The sequence below is a fragment of the Pseudonocardia kunmingensis genome, assembly GCF_006716445.1.
Taxonomy (GTDB): domain Bacteria; phylum Actinomycetota; class Actinomycetes; order Mycobacteriales; family Pseudonocardiaceae; genus Pseudonocardia; species Pseudonocardia kunmingensis.
The window spans coordinates 234974-252357 of record NZ_VFPA01000004.1 but is presented as its reverse complement, the minus strand read 5'-3'; the positions used below and the strand labels follow the sequence as shown (position 1 = coordinate 252357).

The window sequence follows — 17384 nt, the reverse complement described above, 5'->3', positions numbered from 1 at the left end:
CGTGGGGAGTTAGGACAGGTCGTTCCGGGTGGGACGCCGCCATCGGGTGGTGTGGAGCGGTCACGGGAGCGCCTGCCGGGATGTCGGTGCTGGCGTGTCGGTGCTGGGGTGCCAGGGCTGCCACCCGGTGGGGGTGTAGCGGTGCCACGGGTCGTCGGGCTGTTCCCGTGCGGCGAGTCCAATCCAGTCGTGGCTGAACATGTGGTGCAGCATTGTGTGGCGGGCGATGAGGGTGTCCAGCCTGGGCAGGGGTGCCTGCACGATGGCGAGCAGGCGTTGCGGTTCATGTCGGGCGTGGTGGCCGTCGGTGAGGGACTGCCAGGGCAGGCCGGGCTGGAGGTCACTGGTGTGGCCGGTCATGACGCCCAGGCCCCCACCGGTGACGTTGTGCAGGGTTTTGCTGCCGGCGCCGAAGGACTGCGGGTCGACGGTGGCGAAGTAGTACTGGCTGTTGATCCAGTGTGCGACGACGAGCGGCGCGGTGAGGATTGTTTCCAGGACGGTGCCGGTCGGGTCGAGGTCGGGATCGTAGTCGTGGAGGAACACGCGGCTGTGCAGGTCGATGCCGCGGGTGAGGGCGCGGGGCGCGATGAGGAAGGCGGCGTTGTCGGCGAGACCCCATTCCGGGAAGACCTGGGCCCAGTCACGGGCCCGGGCGCGGGTGTGGCGCGCCGCGTGCCGCGGGCGGGGCCGGGTGGGTGCGCCCGGCAGGATGGCGCAGCGTTCGGCGGCCAGCCGGGTGCCGGCCGTGCGGAGGTCGGCGGTGAGCCTGTCAGCGTCGCGGCGGTGGGTGGCGGGCAGGAGGTGGGTGTCCAGCAGGCGTACGGTGTCGGTGGTGGTGTCGTGTTCGGCCGGGACGAACCAGGTGTCGTCGGGAACGGTGATGCCGCGGTCGGCCAGGTGAAGGCGGACCTGCGGATCGTTGAGCAGGGCGGCGGCCGTGCGGGCGTTGGGACCTCCGGGATGTCCCCCGCAGGCGCCGCAGTCCAGCGCGGCCTGGTAGGGGTTGTTGTCGGTGTGGGCGCGGTGCCCGCAGAACACGACCAGCCGCGCGAACCCGCGGGTCAGGCCCATCAACGTCAGGATGGTTTCGGCGGTCGCGGCACGCTCCTCGGGGGTGAGCGCCTCGGCGATGGAGATCTCGGTCTGCGGCTCGGGCGTGATGCGGCGGGCCCACCACGCGCCTGTGGCGCCGGCGGCACGGGGAGTGAAGGTCTTGGCCGCGGCCAGCGGCCCGGCCAGCCAGCCGGCGGCTTCGGCGAGGGCGAACGGCGCCAGCAGGTCGTCCTTGGCGGCGTGCAGGGAGTGCTCGGCGGCGGCGAGCACCCTGCGGCCGGCCAGTGACCGCTCGGCCGCGCGCCGCCGACCAGGGGCGGGGTGCTCGGTGAGGGTGTGGCGAGGCGTGATCGGGCCGGGACACTGGGTGCGAGCGGCACCCCCGGCGAGGTCGCGGTAGCGCATGGCGACGGCGAAGAAACCGGCGAAGCCCAGGGTCTGGTAGCTGCCGAGGACCTCCAGGTGGCGGCGCAGTCCTTCGGAGCGGGGATCGATGCAGCACACCACCTGCGCCCGCGGTGGGGCTTCGGGCAGTTCGGGCTGGGGCCGGCCGAGGATGCGCAGCAGCAGCCGGCTCCGGTAGTGGTCCTCGTAGGCGTCCAGCCAGACCAGCGCCCGCTGCTGGATCGGCAGCTGGTCGAGCAGCTCCACCAGCTCGCTCCGTTGGGCGGCATCGGTGTCGGTGACTTCCAGCGCTCCCAACAGGTGGTAGGCCCGGTCGTGCGGGTCGACGGTGGCCTGCCGGGTGTCGAACCGGCTCGCGGAGGCCCAGGACCACGCTGTGCCGGGAGCGTGGGAGCCGGCGAGCGCGGCGGCTTCGACGGCCAACCGCAACGCGAGGTAGTCGACGAGGTCGATGCCGCTGTCGGGCCGCTCGCCGCGCCACCGGACGTGGGCGGCGAAGCCGGGCAAGCAGGCCAGGTGGGCCTGCAGGTAGCGGGTCCGCTGGTCGTCCGGGACACCGAGCGCGGCCAGCGCGTCCAGGATGGTGTGCTCGGCGCGTTCGGGCAGGTGCCGCAGCCGCGCCCGCACCGGCCGCGGCAAGGTTCCGTCATGGGCGGCCAGCGCCCGCCACGCCGAGTAGAAGCCGCGGTCACGACCCGGCATCCGCCAGGTGGACTGGCCTTCGTCCAGGTAGGCCGCGCACCACTGGATCGTGTGGGTGTTGAGCAGGGCGGCCACCTCCGGGGCCAGTGCTTCGGCCGCGGTGCGTGCCTGACGGCGCGGCGGTGGACACGCGATGCCCTGGTGCAGATCGGCCACCAGCAGGTCGACCGGGTCGTAGGCGCGGTTGCCGAGAGTGAGCGGGCCCCGCTGTAGCGCCGTGGGGTGGCGGCGGGCCAGCGCGGCGCGCAGGTCGTCGTCGGTGATCCGGCCGCGCTGCCAGGCGGCACGTAGCCAGGTCTCGTCTGGGGTGACTCGTGCTCCGAGCAGATCCGCGGCGGTGGTGGCCGCGTCGGCGAACGGGCGGTCCAGCAGGCCGGACAACGGGTTGACCGCGATGAAGTCCGCCAATGGCCAGGTCGGAGCCAGGAATCCGGCCGCGTCGGCGATCTCGGCGCGCACTGCCGCCTGCTGTGTGGCGACGTCAGAGACGGCATCGGGGGCGAGGTTGGTGGCGGGGCCGGTGGTCATGAGTGTGAACCCTCCTGCGCGAGCACGACGCGACAAGTGGCGGAACGTGCGACCGTGGAGAACAGGGGAAGCCACGCGTGCGGGACAGCCGGTGACTCACCTGTCATGGCGGCGACCCGCTTGCGCGGGATGCCGTCGAGCGCGTGGGGGCGAGTCACGCCCGAGCTCCTTCCAGTTGGGGAACCGGCCGCGGACGCGGTGTCGGTACCAGCCATGGCGGGTGACCCCAGGCGGCGGTGTACGTGCGCTGCTGCCCGGCGGACAACGCCGCCACGTACAGCCGGTCGCGCCACCGGCCCAGACCGACCGCGGGTGCCAGGTGGAGCAGCAGCGCACCGGCCGCCAGCACCGCCACCACGGTCGCGAGAACCCAGGCCGAGACAGCGGCGGGCCCGCTTGCGGGCAGGCTCGGGGCCAGGAGCTCGGTGACCGCGCCCACCAGGGCCAGGTACCCGATCGCCACGCCCGGCAGCACGATCACCACCGTGACCAGCGCGCCGCCGGTCGGGTGACGACGCAGCCAGCCCCACGCCAGCCGCGCGGCGGTGGCCACGGCGAAGAGCGACAACGCGACGCCACCGGCATGAAGGGGTAGCAACCAGGCCGCCACCCCGACCGCCGCGACGGCGGCGACCCCGGCGAGGACAGCGACCTGCGCTGCGCGGGCAGGAGCCAACCGAGGCGCGGGAGGAGCCGCAGTGTGGCCAGCGTGCCGCTGCACGGCCGACCCCGAGCCGAGGAACAGGGTGGCTTTGAACAGCCCGTGCGCCACCAGGTGCACCACCGTCGCGGCGTAGAGGCCGAGCCCGCAGGTCATGAGCATGAACCCCATCTGCCCGATCGTGGAGTGCACCAGCGCCCCTTTGATGTCGGGGCGGGTCAGCATGATCGCGGTGGCGGCCACGACGCTGGCGGCTCCGATGGCGAACGCCAGGTGTGTCGCCACCGGCGCGGCACCGACGATCGGCGACAGCTTCACCAGCAGCACCCCGCCGGCGTTGACCACGCCGGCGTGCAGCAGAGCCGAAACCGGGGTCGGTGCCGCCAGGGTCGCCGGCAGCCATCGGTGCCAGGGCAGCTGCGCGCACCGCACGGCCGCGGCGACCACCAGCGAACAGGCCACCACCGTGCCCACCGCACCGCCGAGGGCCGCGTCGCCCTGGTGGCGCAGGTCGAGATCCCCCCAGACCGTGACCGCGAGGACAACCCCAGTCCACAACGCGGCGTCCCCGGCGACGACGGCACGGGTGGTGCGCCGTGCGGCATCGACGGCCGAGGGCGCCGGCCGATACATCCCCACCAGACGGCACAAGATCACCCCGGTCAGCGTCCACGCCACCGCCAGGGTGACGAGAGTCGCCGCGGTCACCATCACCGTGGTCGCGGCGGTCAGCGCCCCCGCCGCGACAGCGAAGCGGGCCGCGGCCGGATCGCCGTGCAGGTAGCGGCGGGCGAACGCCTGGACCACGGCGCTGACCGTGCACACCAGCAGCAGAACGATCGCCCCGACGTGGTCGACCACCAGCCCGGTCCAGGCTCGCCCGTCCGGGTTGGCCAGCACCATCGCCACCGGCCCGCCGACTACCACCGTCACGGCCAGCGTCCCCGCCAGCGCGGTGGCCACCAGCGCCGCACCCGCACCCAACGCGGGCGCCAAGCTTCGTAGCCGCCGGATCGACCCGGCCATGGCCGCAACAGCGGGAAGGGCCACCAAAACGAGCAGCGTCACCCCTGTCACGCCGTCGTACCTTCCTGACCCGCGCGCGCCGCCGCGCCGCGCGTCGCCGGGGCTCCGGCGAGGTCGGTGGCGCGCGGCTCAGCACCGGTGCCCGCAGCGGGCTCGGGCGGCGAACCGAGGTGTTCCAGGCAATGCGGAGGCAACGCACGCCCGTCGAAACCCCCGATCCGCACCCGGACGAACTCGTCGTGGACCACGCAGTACAGCGACCGCCCCCGTTCCAGCTCCCGGGCGATGTAGGCACCCACGCTCTGCGCGGCCCCCCGCCGCACGCCCGGCGGGCTGGTGTCGATCACCACGTCCGGCGGCGGCGAGGCCCACCGGTGCGCCCAGCGCCGCGCCACCTCATCGGCCGCGCGCTCGCCGGTCAGTACGCCCGCCATCTCGGCGTCGACCACCGCGCCCACCTCCCGCAGCAGGTTCTCCCACGGGAGCGCCATCTCCTCGTCGCCCATGACACCCACCTCCCAAGCACGCTACCAATGACCTGTGTTCTAATACGCGATATGAATCATACGACATTGATGACGTGCTTTGGCAAGCGTGACATGCGTTACCCCCGACGAGGTACAGTTGCGGCCATGCAGGAGTGGACGTTCTTGACCAATCACGCCCACGTACTGCTGTGCGTGGTGCGGGATCCACAAGTTCGGTTGCGGGATGTGGCCGAGGTGGTGGGCATCACCGAGCGGGCGGCGCAGCGCATCGTGGCCGACCTCGTCGAGGCGGGCTACCTGGAACGCACCAGGGAGGGGCGGCGCAACCGGTACCGGTTGCATCCGGATTTGCCGCTGCGGCACCCGATGGACCGTGACACCGCCATCGGGCAGCTCGTGGCCCTGCTCACCGGCATCGACGCCCGATCCGGCAACCTCGTGTAATGCTCGCCGTGCACCCCTACGCGGGCGCACCGGTCGCGATGGCCACCCGACACGGCAAGCAGCGAGCCCTCGCTGCCGCCCTGGCGCGGATCCCCGGCATGCGGCTTGTGCTCGCCCACGATGTGGACACCGATCAGCTCGGCACCTTCACCGGTGAGATCCCCCGCGCCGGGTCGGCGGCCGAGACCGCGGTCCGCAAGGCGCGCCTCGCGATCGAGTCGACCGGCCTCGGACTCGCCGTGGCCAGCGAAGGCTCCTTCGGCCCGCACCCGGTCGCGCCAATGCTGAGCGCCGGCCAGGAGATCCTCGCCTTCCTCGACACGGTGCGGGACGTCTGCATCCTGGAGCGCCGAACCACACCGACGAACTTCAGCCACACCACGACCCGCCGCCTCGACGAGGAAACCGACGCCTACCTGGCGCGCGTCGGTTTCGGTGCCCACGCGGTCATCGTCCGTCCCCACAGCCCCGCCGACGTGCGGGCTCCAGGCCCCATCTGCAAGGGCATCCAGACCCGTGCCGACCTCGATGCGGCGATCAGCCGGTGCACCGCGCACTCCACCGATGGCCTGGCGCGACTGGAGACCGACATGCGCGCGCACGTCAACCCCACCCGCATGCGGGAGATCAGCGTGCTCGCCCACCAACTCGCCTCGCGTCTGGCCACCCTGTGCCCGGCCTGCGGCACCCCCGGATTCGGCCCGGTGGACCGCGAACCTGGTCTGCCCTGCGGCACGTGTGGCGAGCCCACCCGCCTGACCCTGGCAACGATCCACGGGTGTGCCCGCTGCCCGCACCGCGGCCGCCACCCTCGCGATGACGGCCAACGACGTGCCGATCCCACGTTCTGCGAATGCTGCAACCCGTAACCCCCGGACACCACCCCCGCAGACCCACCCGGCCGGCCCCAGCCACTGCACGTCCGAAGGAGCGTCACCACGATGATCCCCCTGACCGCCGCCGCGATCGCCGCGGCCACCGACGGTCACCTCGTCCCGGGGACCGACCCGTCGCTGCTGGTGACCGCACCCGCCAGCATCGACTCCCGCCAGGTCCACCCCGGCGGCGTGTTCGCCGCCCTCCCCGGCCGGCGCACCGACGGGCACTACCACGCATCAGCGGCCCTCGCTGCGGGAGCCGCCCTGGTGCTGGCCGCACGCCCGGTGCCCGCCCCTGCCGTCCAGGTCACCGACGTGACCCGCGCGCTCGGCGACCTGGCTCGCCACGTGGCAGACCGACTGCCGGCCACCGTGATCGGCATCACCGGGTCGAACGGCAAGACCACGACCAAAGATCTCGCCACCCAGGTCCTGGCACACCACGGCCCGGTCGCCGCCACAGACCGCTCCTTCAACAACGAGCTCGGTTTTCCCCTCACTGTCCTGCGCGCCACCCCCGACACCCGCTACCTCATCCTGGAAATGGGCGCCCGGGGCCGTGGACACCTCAGCTACCTGTGCGGCCTGGTCACCCCCCACGTCGGGGTCGTGCTCAACGTCGGCACCGCCCACCTCGGTCAATACCCCGACGGGCAAACCGGGATCGCCGCGGCCAAAAGCGAACTACTGACCGGGCTCCCCTCTGCAGACCACGGTGGGCTGGCCATCCTCAACGCCGACGATCCGCTCGTCGCCGCGATGGCCCCGCTCACCCCCGCCCGCACCCGCTGGTGGAGCCAGCGCCCCCACCCCAACGGCGTATACGCCCGAGATGTGCACGTCACGCCGCGCGGCCGGGCGTGCTTCACCCTGCACACTCCCGAGGGCACGGCACCCGTCACGCTCCGCCTGACCGGCCGGCACCACGTCGGCAACGCCCTCGCCGTCGCCGCCCTCGCCCTCGGCCTCGGCCTTGACCACCACACCATCGCCGATGCCCTGAGCGCCGCTGAACCCGCCAGCGGCGGGCGCATGCAAACCATCGTGCGGGGCGACGGGGTCACGCTCCTCCACGACGCCTACAACGCCAACCCCGACTCCATGGCCGCCGCGCTGACCACCCTGAGCACCATGTCCGCCCGCCGCCGGATCGCCGTCCTCGGCGAGATGGCCGACCTCGGCGACCACGCCGCTGGCGCCCACCACCACCTCGGCGTGCTCGCCGCACGCGCCGGCCTCGACGTCCTGATCACCATCGGCACCCGGACCGCGCCTCTGATCGCCGACGCGGCCGACACCGAGCACAGCACCCTCGACATCATCGCCGTTCCCGACAGCCAGGCCGCCCACGACGTGCTAAGTCGAATCCTTCGTCCCGACGATCTCGTCCTGATCAAAGCATCCCGCGCCGCCCACCTCGAACACCTCGTCGCCGCGCTCAGCAACCGCTGAGCAGCCCGGAGTCGCGGCCGTCTGGCTGCGCGACCCGGCCGCTCGGCGGAGCCGATCCGCGATCGCCAATCCGAGCCCGTCCGGGGTAGGAACCGAGGCCACCACGACCTCGCACTCATGCCGGTCGAAGTCACGGAGGAACTCGAAAAGCCGCCGCGCGTACCGCGCACCCGAGTCCGGCACCGCGATAACGCGCTGCCCGGCACACGCACCGGCACCGCCCGCGAACTCGGGCGGCAGCAGGACGCCGACGCGCCGGCCCTGCGCTGCCAGGTACTCGGCGTGGCCGATCACCTGGCCCGGCTCGACCAGGACAACCCGTGCCCTCGGCGCGTAGTGCGACGGATGCTGGCCCGGAACGCGTACGGCACTCCTCGCCCGCACCGGCACGGAGCAACCCAGTGCGCGCTCAAGATCCTCTCGTGTCACGCCGCCTGGGCGCAGTATCGCAGGTGCGCCGGTGAGGTCGACGATCGTGGACTCGACACCCACCGCACAGGGGCCGCCGTCCAGCACGTAGTCGACGTCGGCGCCCAACCCGTCGCCAACATGAGCAGCCGCCGTGGGACTGACCGAGCCGAAACGGTTGGCCGATGGCGCCGCCACACCGCCACCGAACGCCGTGAGCAGCGCGCGGGCGACCGGATGGTCGGGCACCCGCAGCGCGACCGTCTCCAGACCGCCGGTGACCGCGCGGGGAACACGGCGGCCCCGACGAAGAACCAGGGTCACCGGGCCAGGCCAGAAACGGTCAGCGACGCGGCGCGCCGCGTCGGGCACCTCCGCGACCCAGTCGGGGAGCTGACGCGCCCCGCTGAGGTGCACGATCAGCGGGTGCGTCGAGGGCCGCCCCTTCACGGCGAAGACACGCTCCACCGCGTCGACGTTCTCCGCGTCCGCGCCGAGCCCGTACACGGTCTCGGTCGGGAACGCGACCAGCCCACCCGCGCGCAGGGTGCCAGCAGCGCGTTCCACATCGAGTCCCACGCGCTCAGGCGCGATGCCTGGTTGATCCGACATCACCCGTTCACCCCTCACCACTGCAGTCTGACACACCACCGGCTCGCGCGATCACCGTTGCCCCCGCGCCGCCGGACCCATTTCGAGACCGGATCTCGTACCCTCTCTTCCCGATCAGCACGCGCGGCGCTCAGCCCGGGCAGCACGGGTGGTCACGTCACCAGCGCTCGCACGACGGGCAGCGCCTCGCCGATCACATAGAGCGACCCGGTAACTACCGTGAGCGTGCTATCATTCGCCGCCGCCGCGCGGCGCACCGCATCACCCACATCCGCCTCGACCGCGACCGATCCTGCGCCCACCGCCCGCGCGGCGGCGGCGAGCCTGGCGAGCGGCACCGCTCGCGGTGTCCGGGGCGAGGTGCAGATCACCCAGTCACCAGCCCCGACCCCCAGGGCACTCAGAAACGCCTCCGGCGCGCGGGTCCCGGTCATACCGACCACCACGGTGCGGGAGACGCCGTCGAACCGCTCCCGCAGCGCCCGTGCCAGCGCGGTGGCCGCTTCCTCGTTGTGGGCGCCGTCCATCAGCACAGGGCCGGGGGTGTGGACAAGCTCAAAGCGGCCCGAAGCCCGCAGCGCCCCGCAGACCGCCCGCACCACCTGGTCGGCCACCGGCCGGGCCAGCCACACCTCGGCGGCGGCCAACGCCGTCGCCGCGTTCGCCGCCTGCCACGGTGCCAGCAGACGCAGGAAAACGTCGTCATAAGTCGCCCCGGGCGTGAACAGCGACACCGTCCGGCCATCCGCGACCGGCGCGTCGGCGGCCACGCCGAAGTCACGATCCACGGTCACCACGCGCGAGGGGCGGCGGCCCAGGAACGGCGGGTGCATGGCCGGGTCCGCTTCGGCTAGCACCACGGTCGCGCCCTCAGGAACCGCGCCAGCCTCAGCCACGGCGTTGTCCCACCGCGTGTCACCGAAGTACTCGACGTGGTCGACGCCCACCGACGTGACCACCACCAGGCCGGCGCCGAGCGCGGCGGTCGCGTCGCCGCTGCCACCCAGACCGGTCTCGACCACCGCGACATCAACACGTTGGTCGGCGAACCAGCCCACCGCGGCCGCGGTCATCAATTCGAACCAACTGGGCCGCCCCAGCTCTGACGCGGTGCGCTCGTCCGCCACCAGCGGGTCGAGCACCGCCGCCAACTCGTCGTCGGTGATCGTGACACCATCGATGGTGATCCGCTCCTGCGGCCGGTGCAGATGAGGACTGGTGTACAACCCGACCCGCAGTCCACTGCCCGCCAGCACCGCGGCCAGGATCCGGGCGGTCGTGCTCTTGCCGTTGGTGCCGGCCACCAGGATCACCGGCACCCGCTGCTCGGGCCGGCCGAGCGTGCGCAGCAGCCGCTCGATGACCACGGTCGTCGGGGCCTGCGACACCACCCCACCAGCAGCGACCCCCACCCCCCGCTCATGGTCGACGTGACCGTCCAGCCACTGCCATACCCCGGCGCGCCTCACGCCACCGATCCTAGATCCACCCCCGATCAACCTTGACAGCCACATTCCGGCCAGTGACACTGCGTGCAGAGGGGAGTACTTCCCTAAGTGTCTGCCTGGTCAATACGGACACCCCATGGTGTCCCCGGGCGACCGCCCTCACCAGGGTGAAGGAGACCTCGAACGTCGTCCGTGCGCGGAGGTCTTCGTGCCCTTTCATCCCGTGGTGTCGTCTCTGTCCGTGGCCGCGCCCGCCGACTCGGTGGGGTCCTCGTCGATCGGGTCGCCCTGGTTGTGGGTCGCCAGCATCGCCGTAATACTCGGCCTCCTCGTCACCGATTTCGCCGTCACCCGCCGTCCCCACGAGGTGTCGATACGGGAAGCGATTGGCTGGTCGGTGTTCTATCTCACGCTGCCCGTCCTGTTCGGGATCTGGCTGTGGGCGGTGTTCGACAGCGGGCCGGCACTGGAGTTCATCACCGGCTTCGTGGTGGAGAAGTCACTGTCGGTGGACAACCTGTTCGTGTTCATGCTGATCCTGGCCGGGTTCGCGGTCCCGTCCCCCATTCAGCAACGGGTGCTGCTGTACGGCATCGCCGGTGCCCTGGTCCTGCGGGGCATCTTCATCGCGGCGGGCGCGGCGCTGCTGCAGGCAGGCACCTGGGCGTTCCTCCTCTTCGGCCTGATCCTGCTCGTGTCCGCGGGCAAGATCCTGCACGAGGTGCACACCGGTTCGGCCTTCGCGGGCCGCGACGTATCCCAGATGCGTATCGTGCGACTGCTCCGCAGGTTCATGCCCGTCACCGACGACTACCGAGGCACCCGGCTGACCGTACGGGAGCACGGACGACGCGCGCTCACGCCGCTTGCGGTGGTGGTCGCCGCGGTGTTCGTGACCGACGTGGTGTTCGCCGTGGACTCGGTCCCCGCGGTCTACGGCATCACCGCGGACCCCTACCTGGTATTCGCCACCAACGCCTTCGCGCTGCTCGGCCTGCGCGCGCTCTACTTCGTGCTCCACGCCACGCTGGCCAAGCTCGTCTATCTCAACCACGGCCTGGCGGTCATTCTCGCGTTCATCGGTCTGAAACTGGTGTTGCACTGGGCCCACGGAATCTGGCCGGCCACCCCGCAGATCCCCACGCCGGTCTCCCTCGCTGTCATCGTGGCCATCCTCGCCGTCGTCATCGCGGCGAGCCTGCGCACCCGCCGCCGAGCCGAGCAGCACGTGATTGAGAAGGACTGACCATGTTCACCATGCTCACCGGATTCCTCATCGACATCGCTGTCACGGCACTCATTCTGCTGGCGTTGGTCATCACCTGCGCAGCGTTGGTGCCGCCCCGCCCGCCACGATGAACACACGCCGTCCCGGGTGGCGTGTCAGTGTGGGGTGCGAAGCGAGAGGGGCGCTGGTCGTCGCGAGGTCCTGTCCGCACACCGCCCGGCCACGCCACGTAGCCCTTGCCAGGGCGTGCTTGGTGGTGCTGGCGTCGGTGGCGTGAGGTTTCCTGGACCCGCGCGGTGGGGCGGCGGGTGCCTGCGCCGGATCCGGGTCGGCCAGATCGTGTTGACGACGCGGGGCTTGGTCGTTGAGGTACTCCCCCTCAACGTCGAGAATGACGAACTGTGGTTCGTTTACCAAGGGTGGCGAGTTATCCGGTGCGGCGACGACGCGGAGGAGTCGAGGCGCCGTCAGCCGAAGCATCACGAGCATCGTCAGGGGTGGCGGGACCGACGGCGGTGATGAGGTCGGCGATGCGGTGGTGGGCTTCCAGCGGGTGGCGCAGATGGCCGTCGGGGTTGATGCGGTAGTGGTTGCGGCGGCCGACTTTGGTGCGCTCGATGTAGCCGCCCTGGATGAGGTCGGTGAGGATGAGCTGGACGGCGCGGGTGGTGATGCCGACCTTCTGGGCGATGACGGGCAGGGTCTGGTGCGGGTCGGCGGCCAGGCAGAGCAGCACGTGGGCGTGGTTGCTCAGGAACATCCACGACCCTGGCGTCTGCGACGCGGCGGCGTCGGCCGGTTCCGCACCAGCATCCACCACGCCAGAATCCACCGTGCCGGAGTCGGTGGGATCCGAGCCCGCTGGGGTGGGGAGGGCGTGGTCGGGTGGGGGTTCGGCAGGCCGCATGGGGCCGACCATAAGGCATTCCTTCCACCCTCGATGCCGCTGTCGGCGCGGGGTCCGGATCGGCGGGGAGCTGCTCGACCGGGTGTGATCAGACCAGCATCGCGTCGGGCAGGGTGTGCTCGTCTGCGCGGCGGATCCGCAGCCGAGGTTGAGTGAGGCCGAGCAGGTACTGGCAGGTCGCAGGCGTGAGGAGCTCGGCGCGAGGATGGGCGGGCAACACGAGCACGTCGGCGTCGTGCACTCGGCACAGTCGCAGCAGGGCGGCGGCCACGCGCCGATGCCGGCCGCCCGGCCCGCGACGGTGATGCCACGCGGTGGTGTGGATCCGCACGCCCCGCTCGGCCAGCCCGGATGACGGGAGCCGTGACAGCGCGGGAGCGAGCGCCGCGGCGGTGACCTGCTCCCGGCGGACCTGCTGCCAGGCGATCAGCCGCGCGTTGAGCGTGAGCCCCGGCGGCGGGTGCAGCACGGCGAGCACGAGGTGGCCGTGGTCGGCGATCAGTTCGACCGCCGCGGGCAGCTCGGCGGCCGGCGCGGGATCGGTGGCGTCGACGACGCAGACGAGGGTTGTGCACTGGGCGGGCATCAGCGGACCTGCTTTCCACGGCACGGATCGAGGAGGCCGCGCGCTGGCCTCATTTCCAGATTGACGAAGTACGGTTCGCCAGTCAAGCCTTGACAGGCGAACCGTATTTCGTCATTCTGGTGGTGCGGAGGGGAGTACCCACCACGTCCGGGATCGTCATTACGGCAGTTCGATGGCTGCCCGGTCCCGGCGCCACCGGACCCAGCGCACGTGCTCTGGCGGTTGGGGAGACCTCCGGTTTCACTCGACGTGACCGGAGGTGCTTGACTGTGGTTGTTCCGTTGTGGGCGTGGGCCGCGGTGCTCGGCGTGATCCTGGTGATGCTCGCGATCGACCTGTTCGCCCACCGCCGCGCACACGTGGTCGGGGTCCGCGAGGCCGCCGCCTGGTCGGCGGTGTGGGTCGCGCTCGGCCTCGGGTTCGGCGCGATCGTGTGGTGGGCGTGGGGCAGCGAGTTCGCCGCCCAGTACTTCGCGGGCTACGTGATCGAGAAGTCCCTCGCGGTGGACAACGTGTTCGTCTTCGCGATCATCTTCGGCTACTTCGCCGTTCCCCGCGAGTACCAGCACCGCGTGCTGTTCTACGGCGTGCTCGGCGCACTGGTGTTCCGGGCGGTGTTCATCGCCGCGGGCTCGGTGCTCATCGCGTCCTTCGCCTGGATCCTGTACGTGTTCGGCGCCTTCCTGGTCGCCACCGGTGTCCGGATGGCCGTGCACCGCAACGAGACCATCGACCCCGACCGCAGCGTCGTGCTGCGCCTGTTCCGCAAGGTCATCCCCACCACCGAGGAGTACCACGGGCAGAAGTTCCTGGTGCGCCAGGCCGGGCGCTGGGTGGCCACCCCTCTGTTGGCGGTGCTGGTGCTGGTCGAGGTCACCGACATCGTCTTCGCCGTCGACTCCATCCCGGCGATCTTCGCCATCACCCAGCAGCCGTTCCTGGTGTTCACCTCCAACGCCTTCGCCATCCTGGGCCTGCGCGCCATGTACTTCCTGCTCGCCGACCTGATGCACCGCTTCATCTACCTCAAGCTAGGCCTCGCCCTGGTGCTGGTGTGGGTCGGCATCAAGATGCTGCTGCTCGACCTCTACAAGATCCCCACCTGGTTCTCGCTGGCCGTGGTCGCCCTCCTGCTCGCCGTCGCCGTCACGGCCAGCTGGATCCGCACCCGCACCACCCCGGCCACCCCAGCGGCTGCCTCTGCCGATTCGCTGGCCGGTGCGGAGCCCGACACGGTCACGACCGAGCCAGCCCAAACCGGGGCGGCCGCAGCCGAGACGGCCCCGTCCTCGCCCACTGGCCTGTCGACGCGCGACTGACGCGCGTCGACCGCCCCGGTGCCGCCCACCGCTCACTCCCCCCACCAGCGGTGGGCGGCACCACCCCACAGACCCAGCCCATCCGGAAAGGAACCCGCTCATGCGCATCTCGACTCGATGGACCTCTGTGCTGCTCGGCGTGGGCGTCGTGGCGGCGATCAGCGGCTGCGGCGCTGTCCAGCAGGCCGGCGACACCGCCGGTTCGGCCGCGGACACCGTGACCGGCGCGGTCGCCGCCGCCGAGGTGTGTAGCGACGCGCTGGCACTGGTCGCCAACCCGCCCGACCTCAGCGCACCGCAGGCCGCACTGGACCAGGCGCACACCACCGCCACCGAGCTCACCGACCTGGCCGCGACCACCAGCGACACCGACATCGGCCGCGCCATCACCGACCTGGCCGCCACCCTGCAGACGGCCACCCTGGACACCCTCACCAGTGCTCCAGCCGCCTGGCTGCAGACCAGGGCCGATCAGGCCGCCGCGCTCACCACCGCCTGCGCGCCCTGACCAAGTAGGGTCACGGGCACGACAGGAAGCAGCCCGTGATGAGCACCGTCGGCGACCCCGCTGAACGTTCGTCGGTCGTCCCTCCCTTCCAGGTGAGCGGCCCACTCGCAGGCGAGGTCAGGTTGTCGAGAGCTCCACCCCAAGCTCCTGGGCGAGGGTTTCCTGGGTGAAGCCGAGAGCCTCGCGCCGTGCTGCGAGAGCATCTCGTCGTATCGCCATAATCACTCCCAGATTCGCTAGCGCACCCACGCTACCCGGCGTTGATCGGACCTGATCAGCGGCCATGTCAACGACGAAACGGCGGACGTTCACGTCCGGACGTGCGACCCAGACCGCCCATGAAAACGCCAGAGCGGGATGGTGCTTGGGACGATCTGTGCATGTCCGCAGGGGCCGCCACCAACTAAAGCTGTCGACGGCGCGTGAAAACTGACCCCGGCGTGGCGCCTAACCCAGGTGCCGCCAGGGGGTCAAGATTCGCCCGCCGTTGACACTAAAGCCCCGCCCGACAGGATCAGCGCGCCTCGACCGCGTGCTCTGCCGCGAGCCTGCGCACATACGCGCGGATTCGGTCGCGATCCTCGGGGAACACGCTCTCCCACGATTCGTCCAGGTCGACCCACTTCGGCGGCTGTCCCTTCTCCCCGCCGAGTGGCGCGTCGCGGTTGATGACGGCTCCGTAGGACAGGCTCAGCGTTGGCGTCCAGTCGGCGCGGAAAGAGCGGACAGCGACGGCCGCCGGCACTGACAGCAGCTCGCCCAGCAGGCCGGTCTCCTCCAAGAGTTCACGGGCTGCTGCGGCTCGAGGCGTCTCGCCTGGCTCGACGGTTCCGCCAGGCGGTACCCAGCCTCGCACCCGGTGCCGCACGAGCAGCACGTGGCGGTGCTCCGGGTCGGTGACCCAGACCTCGGCTGCGAGCGGCTCCAACGCGGTCGAACGTGCGTGTAGCCACGCCTGAGCGTCGTCGTACTCGGTCTCGGCAAGGCGAGCATCGACGGCCGCAGCGTCGATCGTCGCCTGGTCAGGCATCGCGTTCGATGCGCTCGAAGATGTCGATATCCGTCGCCTTCTGCCAGTCCGGCAAATCGTTCCAGTCCGCGACGTACGACGGCTTCGGCTCGGGGAAGTGCTTGAAGATCTGGCCGATCCAGCACAACGCCACAAAGCGGCCTTTCTGGTCTGGGGTCAGTTTGGTGGTGGCGCCGTCGGTGGCCTTGATGAAGGCGACGACCTGGTCGTACACGGCGGTCGCGGCGTCGCGTTCCCAGTCGGGGGTCTGGTCCCACGGGGTGATGTAGCCAGGCTTCGGCTCACCGGGGTAGTGCTTGGTGACTCCGGCGATCCACGCCTCGCGGAACACGCGGCCACGGTCGTTGTGCATTCGGTCGTCCTCCATCACGCGGCGCGGTTGCCGACGAGTTTGGTGATCTCGGCATCGAGTCGCTGGATTTGTTGGTCGTTGAGCAAGGAAGCAAGGTGTGGCTGAAGGACCCGCAGCTTCTGTGCGATGACCCCCGAGCGGGTCTGGCGGGCGGTAGTCAGGACGGTGTCGGCGTAGGTGACGACCTGGTCCGGGTCGCGACGGTGCACGCCGATCATCGCCAGGTCGGTCAGGACGCCTGCTTTCCGGCGGGCGGTCAAGGTGCCCTGCAGGGCGTCGACCAGAGCCGCTTCAGCTAGGTCGTGGCGGCCCAGCGTGACGTAGCAGGTTCCGCGTTCTTCAGCCAAGCGGGAGCCATCAAACCGGAGCCAGCCGCCGTTGTGCACCTGGCCCCGTAGGCGCTGGACCTCAGCAGCGGTGTCGAGGGCATGTTGGCAGGAGTCAAAGTCGCCGAGGCCGGCGAAGGTCTCGGCCTGCACCACGGCGACCCAGTGTCGGGTCGACAGGCTGGGGTCGCCTCGACGTGCGATGGTGGCGGCCACGTCGAGCATCGGCGCGGCATCCGCGAATCGGCGCTCGTACACGGCGACGAAAGCATGCCTGGTCAACGCGCAGGCCCACAGGTCGGAAGCGACGGCCTCCTTGCTCGCTGTTGCCGCAAGCGTGTAGCAGTGAGCGGCGTCGGTGTATCGGTTGCCGTCGAAGAAGATTTCCCCCGCCAACTGGAAGAGGTCGGCGGTCAGCTCGCAGAGCCGTTGTCGGATGGTCGGTGTCTGCGGTCGTCGCAAGGAGTCGCTGAGTACACCGAGTTGGGCTCGGACCAGCGGCAGCACCTGGGCCTTGGTCGGCGACAGTGCGTACACGCGCCACAGGTGGGAGTTGAGCTGGGCGAACTCCGCTGCTCCCGCCGTGTCCACCGTGCCCGCGTGAGCTGTGGCGGCGAGCCGGTCGACGTCGCCGAGTACTGTCTCGCCAGCAGGCAGCGCGAGCAACGCGCCGGTCATGCTGAACAAGCGCAGCAGGTCACGACGGTTCATGTCGTCGGCCTCCGCAGGGTCGGCTGGTTCAGTGGCAACGGTAGAAGCTTGCCGGTTCGGCGTGAGCAACGCATCCAACTGGTCGAGGCTCACATCGAGGGTCTTAGCCAAACACGGTCGACGGTACGGCTGCGGGGTCAGGGTGCCGCGTTCCCAGCGTCCGACCGTGGAGAACTCCACGCCCACCGCCGCGCCGAAGCTCTCCTGGGTGTAGCCCATCTGCTCACGCCGCGCGGCGAAGGCATCTCGTCGGTCACTCATGAACACGGGACACCGGTGCTGTGGGCGATGGCGTGCGCGTGCTCGGTG

The 17384-nt window shown here is 70.9% G+C and carries 16 protein-coding genes; 6 read left to right on the top strand and 10 right to left on the bottom strand.

All coding sequences use genetic code 11. The annotated features are described in order from the left end of the window. Positions 1–60: 60 nt before the first annotated feature. The 3 genes from FB558_RS30975 to FB558_RS30965 form a co-directional block, all read right to left on the bottom strand. Complete coding sequence (locus FB558_RS30975; RefSeq protein ID WP_005456785.1) at positions 61–2691, bottom strand: DUF2309 domain-containing protein; 2631 nt, start codon at positions 2689–2691, stop codon at positions 61–63. A 154-nt stretch (positions 2692–2845) separates the two neighbouring features. Further along, positions 2846–4429, bottom strand: coding sequence for a proton-conducting transporter transmembrane domain-containing protein (locus FB558_RS30970; RefSeq protein WP_091679436.1), 1584 nt, complete (start codon positions 4427–4429; stop codon positions 2846–2848). Next, the gene (locus FB558_RS30965) at positions 4426–4884 is read right to left on the bottom strand and encodes a hypothetical protein (RefSeq protein WP_005456782.1); all 459 of its coding nucleotides are present in this window, start codon (positions 4882–4884) and stop codon (positions 4426–4428) included. The genes FB558_RS30970 and FB558_RS30965 overlap by 4 nt, the downstream gene beginning before the upstream one ends. A 126-nt stretch (positions 4885–5010) precedes the next feature. Between FB558_RS30965 and FB558_RS30960 the strand changes: the two genes are divergently transcribed. The 3 genes from FB558_RS30960 to FB558_RS30950 all read left to right on the top strand — a co-directional run bounded on the left by FB558_RS30960 (position 5011) and on the right by FB558_RS30950 (position 7640). Further along, a complete protein-coding gene (locus tag FB558_RS30960) occupies positions 5011–5310 on the top strand; it encodes a helix-turn-helix transcriptional regulator (protein WP_005456781.1) in 300 nt (99 codons plus the stop codon). Continuing rightward, entirely contained in the window at positions 5310–6179 is an 870-nt protein-coding gene (locus FB558_RS30955) for a DUF6671 family protein (protein ID WP_005456780.1), read from the top strand. Before FB558_RS30960 ends, FB558_RS30955 begins: the two co-directional genes overlap by 1 nt. A gap of 72 nt (positions 6180–6251) precedes the next feature. After that, the gene (locus tag FB558_RS30950) at positions 6252–7640 is read left to right on the top strand and encodes a UDP-N-acetylmuramoyl-tripeptide--D-alanyl-D-alanine ligase (RefSeq protein ID WP_005456779.1); all 1389 of its coding nucleotides are present in this window, start codon (positions 6252–6254) and stop codon (positions 7638–7640) included. Here the strand turns inward: FB558_RS30950 and FB558_RS30945 are convergent. Both FB558_RS30945 and FB558_RS30940 read right to left on the bottom strand, forming a co-directional pair. Further along, positions 7545–8678, bottom strand: a complete 1134-nt coding sequence (locus tag FB558_RS30945; RefSeq protein WP_236808252.1) for an L-threonylcarbamoyladenylate synthase — start codon at positions 8676–8678, stop codon at positions 7545–7547. The two genes, FB558_RS30950 and FB558_RS30945, sit on opposite strands and share 96 nt — an antisense overlap. A 134-nt stretch (positions 8679–8812) precedes the next feature. Next, positions 8813–10129: a bifunctional folylpolyglutamate synthase/dihydrofolate synthase gene (locus tag FB558_RS30940; protein ID WP_005456777.1), complete on the bottom strand. Its 1317-nt coding sequence runs from the start codon at positions 10127–10129 to the stop codon at positions 8813–8815. Between the two features lie 214 nt (positions 10130–10343). On the opposite strand from FB558_RS30940, the gene FB558_RS30935 reads away from it, so the two are divergent. Further along, positions 10344–11354, top strand: a complete 1011-nt coding sequence (locus FB558_RS30935) for a TerC/Alx family metal homeostasis membrane protein (RefSeq protein ID WP_225950578.1) — start codon at positions 10344–10346, stop codon at positions 11352–11354. Positions 11355–11763: 409 nt separating this feature from the next. Here FB558_RS30935 and FB558_RS30930 read toward each other — a convergent pair whose 3' ends face one another. Together FB558_RS30930 and FB558_RS30925 are read right to left on the bottom strand one after the other, a co-directional pair. Continuing rightward, positions 11764–12156, bottom strand: coding sequence for a helix-turn-helix transcriptional regulator (locus FB558_RS30930; protein WP_246106882.1), 393 nt, complete (start codon positions 12154–12156; stop codon positions 11764–11766). Between the two features lie 175 nt (positions 12157–12331). After that, the gene (locus FB558_RS30925; RefSeq protein WP_005456773.1) at positions 12332–12829 is read right to left on the bottom strand and encodes a hypothetical protein; all 498 of its coding nucleotides are present in this window, start codon (positions 12827–12829) and stop codon (positions 12332–12334) included. Positions 12830–13098: 269 nt separating this feature from the next. Here FB558_RS30925 and FB558_RS30920 point away from each other — a divergent pair, with 269 nt between their 5' ends. Next, entirely contained in the window at positions 13099–14148 is a 1050-nt protein-coding gene (locus FB558_RS30920) for a TerC family protein (protein WP_005456772.1), read from the top strand. 100 nt (positions 14149–14248) lie between these two features. Then, positions 14249–14656, top strand: coding sequence for a bacteriophage spanin2 family protein (locus FB558_RS30915; RefSeq protein ID WP_005456771.1), 408 nt, complete (start codon positions 14249–14251; stop codon positions 14654–14656). 514 nt (positions 14657–15170) lie between these two features. On the opposite strand, the gene FB558_RS30905 is transcribed toward FB558_RS30915, so the two are convergent. The 3 genes from FB558_RS30905 to FB558_RS30895 are packed head-to-tail and all read right to left on the bottom strand — an operon-like array spanning position 15171 to position 17336. After that, a complete protein-coding gene (locus FB558_RS30905; protein ID WP_113694550.1) occupies positions 15171–15686 on the bottom strand; it encodes an NUDIX hydrolase in 516 nt (171 codons plus the stop codon). Next, positions 15679–16053, bottom strand: a complete 375-nt coding sequence (locus tag FB558_RS30900) for a hypothetical protein (protein WP_233520190.1) — start codon at positions 16051–16053, stop codon at positions 15679–15681. Before FB558_RS30900 ends, FB558_RS30905 begins: the two co-directional genes overlap by 8 nt. Beyond that, positions 16053–17336: a helix-turn-helix domain-containing protein gene (locus tag FB558_RS30895; RefSeq protein WP_112276300.1), complete on the bottom strand. Its 1284-nt coding sequence runs from the start codon at positions 17334–17336 to the stop codon at positions 16053–16055. The genes FB558_RS30900 and FB558_RS30895 overlap by 1 nt, the downstream gene beginning before the upstream one ends. Positions 17337–17384: the final 48 nt, after the last annotated feature.

Bases quoted from the DNA above. Each gene is read 5' to 3' on its own strand.
- FB558_RS30925 (WP_005456773.1), bottom strand. From the start codon at position 12,829: ATGCCCGCCCAGTGCACAACCCTCGTCTGCGTCGTCGACGCCACCGAT.
- FB558_RS30960 (WP_005456781.1), top strand. From the start codon at position 5,011: ATGCAGGAGTGGACGTTCTTGACCAATCACGCCCACGTACTGCTGTGC.
- FB558_RS30900 (WP_233520190.1), bottom strand. From the start codon at position 16,053: ATGGAGGACGACCGAATGCACAACGACCGTGGCCGCGTGTTCCGCGAG.
- FB558_RS30975 (WP_005456785.1), bottom strand. From the start codon at position 2,691: ATGACCACCGGCCCCGCCACCAACCTCGCCCCCGATGCCGTCTCTGAC.
- FB558_RS30905 (WP_113694550.1), bottom strand. From the start codon at position 15,686: ATGCCTGACCAGGCGACGATCGACGCTGCGGCCGTCGATGCTCGCCTT.
- FB558_RS30965 (WP_005456782.1), bottom strand. From the start codon at position 4,884: ATGGGCGACGAGGAGATGGCGCTCCCGTGGGAGAACCTGCTGCGGGAG.
- FB558_RS30950 (WP_005456779.1), top strand. From the start codon at position 6,252: ATGATCCCCCTGACCGCCGCCGCGATCGCCGCGGCCACCGACGGTCAC.
- FB558_RS30955 (WP_005456780.1), top strand. From the start codon at position 5,310: ATGCTCGCCGTGCACCCCTACGCGGGCGCACCGGTCGCGATGGCCACC.
- FB558_RS30915 (WP_005456771.1), top strand. From the start codon at position 14,249: ATGCGCATCTCGACTCGATGGACCTCTGTGCTGCTCGGCGTGGGCGTC.
- FB558_RS30895 (WP_112276300.1), bottom strand. From the start codon at position 17,336: ATGAGTGACCGACGAGATGCCTTCGCCGCGCGGCGTGAGCAGATGGGC.